The 4,857-nt window shown below is 61.6% G+C and carries 3 protein-coding genes; 2 read left to right on the top strand and 1 reads right to left on the bottom strand.

What is annotated here, in order from left to right; genetic code table 11:
• Positions 1 to 97: 97 nt before the first annotated feature.
• Positions 98 to 2,137, bottom strand: coding sequence for an NADPH-dependent 2,4-dienoyl-CoA reductase (locus tag QMX91_RS28990; protein ID WP_098968100.1), 2,040 nt, complete (start codon positions 2,135 to 2,137; stop codon positions 98 to 100).
• Positions 2,138 to 2,343: 206 nt separating this feature from the next.
• Here QMX91_RS28990 and QMX91_RS28985 point away from each other — a divergent pair, with 206 nt between their 5' ends.
• Positions 2,344 to 3,474, top strand: coding sequence for a carbon-nitrogen hydrolase family protein (locus tag QMX91_RS28985; protein ID WP_282413765.1), 1,131 nt, complete (start codon positions 2,344 to 2,346; stop codon positions 3,472 to 3,474).
• A gap of 3 nt (positions 3,475 to 3,477) precedes the next feature.
• Positions 3,478 to 4,518, top strand: coding sequence for an AraC family transcriptional regulator (locus QMX91_RS28980; protein WP_134785962.1), 1,041 nt, complete (start codon positions 3,478 to 3,480; stop codon positions 4,516 to 4,518).
• Positions 4,519 to 4,857 lie beyond the last annotated feature (339 nt).

The following is a 4,857-nucleotide window of genomic DNA, read 5'->3' as shown; positions in this document are numbered from 1 at the left end:
GGCTTGCTCGCGAATGCGGTCTGTCAGTCATTGCATAGGTCAACTGACACGACGCCTTCGCGAGCAAGCCCGCTCCCACATTGGAGATTTGTGGGGCTTAGAGTTCAGCAGCCAGACGCGAACCCTGGTTGATCGCGCGCTTGGCATCCAGCTCCGCCGCCACATCGGCGCCGCCGATCAAGTGCACATTCTGCCCCGCCGCGACCAGACCTTCCTGCAGATCGCGCAGTGGATCCTGGCCGGCGCAGATCACGATATTGTCCACCGCCAGCACTTGCGGCTCGCCGGTTTCGCCGATGCGGATGTGCAGGCCTTCGTCGTCGATTTTCAGGTATTCGACGCTGTTGAGCATCTGTACCTGCTTGTTCTTCAGACCGGTGCGGTGAATCCAACCAGTGGTCTTGCCCAGACCATCACCGACCTTGGTTTTCTTGCGCTGCAACAGGAACACTTCGCGAGCCGGCGCGTGCGGCGCTGCTTTGATCCCGGCCACGCCACCACGGGCTTCCAGATGGGTGTCGATGCCCCACTCTTTCCAGAACGCGGTGCGATCCAGACTGGTGGCCACGCCTTCGTGCACAAGGAATTCCGAGACATCGAAACCGATGCCGCCCGCGCCGATCACCGCGACACGCTTGCCCACCGGTTTGCGCTCGAGGATCACGTCCAGGTAGCTCAGCACCTTGGCATTCTCCACGCCCGGAATCGCCGGCACACGCGGCGCGATGCCGGTGGCGAGGATGATTTCGTCGTAACCGCCCTCGACCAGCTTCGCCACGTCGACACGGGTGTTCAGGCACACCTCGACATTCGTGGTCTGCAGCTTGCGCTTGAAGTAGCGCAGGGTTTCGAAGAATTCTTCCTTGCCCGGCACACGCTTGGCGATGTTGAACTGGCCGCCAATTTCGCTGGCGGAATCGAACAAGGTCACCTGATGCCCGCGCTCGGCGGCCACGGTCGCGGCGGACAGACCGGCAGGGCCGGCACCGACCACGGCGATCTTCTTGATCTGTTGCACCGGCAGATAGTTGAGCTCGGTTTCATGGCAGGCACGCGGGTTGACCAGGCAACTGGTGAGCTTGCCGCCGAAGGTGTGATCGAGGCACGCCTGGTTGCAACCGATGCAGGTGTTGATTTCGTCAGCGCGGCCTTCTGCAGCTTTGTTGACGAAGTCCGGATCGGCGAGGAACGGCCGTGCCATCGAGACCATGTCGGCATCGCCTTCAGCGAGAATCTGCTCGGCGATTTCCGGGGTGTTGATGCGGTTGGTGGTGATCAGCGGAATGTTCACCGAACCACGCAATTTGGCGGTGACCTTGCTGAACGCCGCGCGCGGCACCTTGGTGGCGATGGTCGGGATCCGCGCTTCGTGCCAGCCGATGCCAGTGTTGATGATGGTCGCGCCGGCCTGCTCGATGGCTTTGGCCAGGGTCACGATCTCTTCCCAGCTGCTGCCGCCCTCGACCAGATCAAGCATCGACAAACGGAAAATGATGATGAAGTTCGGGCCGACTGCTTCGCGCACGCGGCGGACGATTTCCACCGGCAGGCGCATACGGTTTTCATAGCTGCCGCCCCAGCGGTCGGTGCGGTGGTTGGTGTGCGCAGCGAGGAACTGGTTAATGAAATAACCTTCAGAGCCCATGATTTCCACACCGTCATACTCGGCGCTCTGCGCCAGTACCGAGCAGGTGACGAAATCGCTGATCTGTTTCTCGATGCCCTCCTCGTCCAGCTCTTTGGGCTTGAACGGGTTGATCGGCGCCTGAATCGCACTCGGCGCGACCTGTTTCGGGCTGTAGGCATAACGCCCGGCGTGGAGGATCTGCATGCAGATCTTGCCGCCCGCCTCGTGCACTGCGCGAGTGACGATGCGGTGCTTGAGCGCTTCTTCCTCGGTGGTCAGTTTGGCTGCGCCGGAGTACACGCCGCCCTCGTCGTTCGGGCCGATACCGCCAGTGACCATCAGGCCGACACCGCCACGGGCACGCTCGGCGAAGTACGCGGCCATGCGTTCGAAGCCACCCGGTTTCTCTTCAAGGCCGGTGTGCATCGAGCCCATCAGGGTGCGGTTGCGCAGCGTGGTGAATCCCAGGTCCAGCGGGGCCAACAGGTGCGGGTAATGAGCGGCGGTCATCGGTAACTCCACAACGTGCGATCACGGAAATTGCGGGAGCTCTGCGTCCCCCGTCAGTCATGTTCGACAGACTAAGAGTCGCACTGCTGTCACTCAATGACCGAAACTTACAACTTATTGATCCAAATGCGCAGCGCCCCTTGGCAAGCGCAGGCATGCGCCCTACCCTAGTCGCCACACCCTGTACCCGGCTGTTGTTGGTTTTCATGCGCAAACTTCTGTATCTGTTTTTCTCCATGGCCATCGTTGCCGCCCTGACCACCTACGCCATGTGGGCGGCGGACCGGCCGGCGGGGCATTACCTGTCGGACCTGCGCATCAAACTGGCGGTCGATCAGGGCACGCCCGCCGACCGTGGCAATCTGCTGGGCATCCAGCCGGAACTGTTTCCCACCGACTACCAAAGCCCGGAACGCCTGCACCGCAAACTCGCGGCCTATCTGCAGCAGGCACAGGATCAGGGGCTGCTCAACGAAAAAACCGTGGTGGTACTGCCCGAGCATGTCGGCACCTGGCTGATGATCAGCGGCGAGAAAGACGAGCTGTATCAGGCCCCGACCCTCGTCGAAGCGATGAACTGGCTGGCGGCGAGCAATCCGTTGCTGTTCGCCCGCGCCTGGCTCACTGCCAAGGGCGAAAATCGCCTCGACGACGCGCATCTGCGGATGAAGTCCAAAGCCATGGCCAAGGATTACCAGACGTTATTCGGTGGTCTGGCCAAGGAATTCCACGTGACCTTGGTGGCCGGTTCTATCGTCTTGCCCGAACCGAGCATTCGTGATGGCCAACTCAAGCCCGGTAGCGGCGCGCTGTTCAACAGCAGCGTGGTGTTCGGTAGCGATGGCGTACCGCTGGGCCAGCCACAGCGGCAGATGCACCCGATCTTCGAACAACGTGACGTGATCGGAAGCGAAGACGAGCACACGATCAACGTAGTCGAGACCCCGGCCGGGCGTCTGGGTGTGCTGATCGGCAGCGACAGCTGGTACCCGGACAACTATCGCCGACTCGACGAGCAAGGCGCGCAACTGGTGGCGGTGCCGGCCTTCGTCGTCGGCCACGACGCCTGGAATCAGCCGTGGGCCGGCTATAAGGGTTCGAGTACACCGGGGTCGGTCAGCCTCAAGCCCGGGGAAATCAGTGAGGGTCAGGCCTGGCATCGCCTGACGCTGACCGCGCAGCCGCCGAGCAGTCGCGCGATTGCTGGCATGAGTGTGTTCCTGCGCGGCCAGTTCTGGGACAAGCCCGGTTCGGGGCAAAGCTTCCTCAGCAGCAACGGCCAGCAATTCGCCGATGGCGAAGCCCGTGGCGCGCGTCTGCTGAACGTCTGGTTGTAAGCCATGAAGCCGCTGCCGATGCGCCTGGGGGATCTGTCGGTAGGTTTCGTGCATAGCCTCGCTGATGCCGTGCGCAGCCAAGGTGCCGATCCGCAACCGCTGCTCGAACAATATGGGCTGGATGCTGCGCGACTGGCCGAGGCCGGCGCGCGGTTGTCGATTCCGCGCTACATGCGTCTGGGGCACAGCGCGATTCAGTTGACCGGCGATCCGGCACTGGGCTTGCGCATGGGCCAGCTCAGCCGCTTGAGTCAGGCCGGGCTCGCCGGGGTCACTGCCGCGCAGGCGCCGACCGTACGCGAGGCCGCCCGTTGTCTGATCCGCTTCGAGCCACTGTACGGCTCCAACTATCGCGGGCAGTCGAGTTTTCACGAAGACGCTCATGGCGCGTGGCTGCGCTTCTATTCGATCAGCCCGTACAACGCCTATAACCGTTTTGTAGTGGATTCGATCATCGCCGGCTGGTTGCATCAACTTTCCAGCGTCGGTCGCGAGCCACTGCGCGCCGAGCGCATCGAGATCGAATTTGACGCGCCGGACTACCGCGACGCCTACAACGCGCTGGGCGACTGCCCGATCCAGTTCGGCGCTGAGCGCAATCAATTGCGCCTGAACCTGAACAGCCTCGCACAGCGTAATCCCGAGCACTGCCCGAGTACCTGGCGGCATCTGCTGCAATTGTGTGAACGAGAACTGGAGCAATTGACCCGCACCCGCAGCCTGCGTGAACGCATCACTCAGCTGTTGGGGCCGTTGCTCAATGGTGGCCGGGAACCCGACCTGGAAGAAGTGGCGGCGCGCCTGAAGCTGCCGACCTGGACCTTGCGCCGCAAACTGGCCGAAGAAGGCACGCAGTTTCGCGCGATCCTCAATGACACCCGCCGTGATCTGGCGATGACCTACATCCGCGACACCGAACTGGCGTTCGGCGAGATCGCCTACCTGCTGGGCTTTGCTTCAGCCGAGGCGTTTCAACGCGCCTTCAAGCGCTGGAGCGGCCAGACCCCCGGCGAGTTTCGCCGCAGTCATCGCAAAACCGCCTGACACCTTAAAGCTCGGTGGCGTCTTCGGCCGGCTCTGGCTGATCCAGTTCATACGCCTGGAATTCGAGCAGTTCTTCTTGATAGTCGTCCATCGTGTGATCCCCCTGCTGCCCGTTTGAAAATAGCCCGGTCAACTGACCAGTGCCTCGAGCCTATCGTGCCCGTATGAAGGAAAAGTGACATCCCGCCTTCATGAATAAAACGTAGCAGGTGGTCAGGAATTTATCGCAGGATTTTTGTCGGGGGAATGTAACGAGATTTGAGTACACCACAAAACAAATGTGGGAGCGGGCTTGCTCGCGAAAGCGCAGTGTCAATCAACATATACATTGACTGATAC

It is taken from the genome of Pseudomonas sp. PS01299 (assembly GCF_029960145.1).
Lineage (GTDB): Bacteria > Pseudomonadota > Gammaproteobacteria > Pseudomonadales > Pseudomonadaceae > Aquipseudomonas > Aquipseudomonas putida_A.
This window is presented reverse-complemented; position numbering and strand designations above follow the sequence as displayed.

Coding starts and splice junctions, on each gene's coding strand:
- QMX91_RS28985 (WP_282413765.1), top strand. CDS start 2,344: ATGCGCAAACTTCTGTATCTGTTTTTCTCCATGGCCATCGTTGCCGCC.
- QMX91_RS28980 (WP_134785962.1), top strand. CDS start 3,478: ATGAAGCCGCTGCCGATGCGCCTGGGGGATCTGTCGGTAGGTTTCGTG.
- QMX91_RS28990 (WP_098968100.1), bottom strand. CDS start 2,137: ATGACCGCCGCTCATTACCCGCACCTGTTGGCCCCGCTGGACCTGGGA.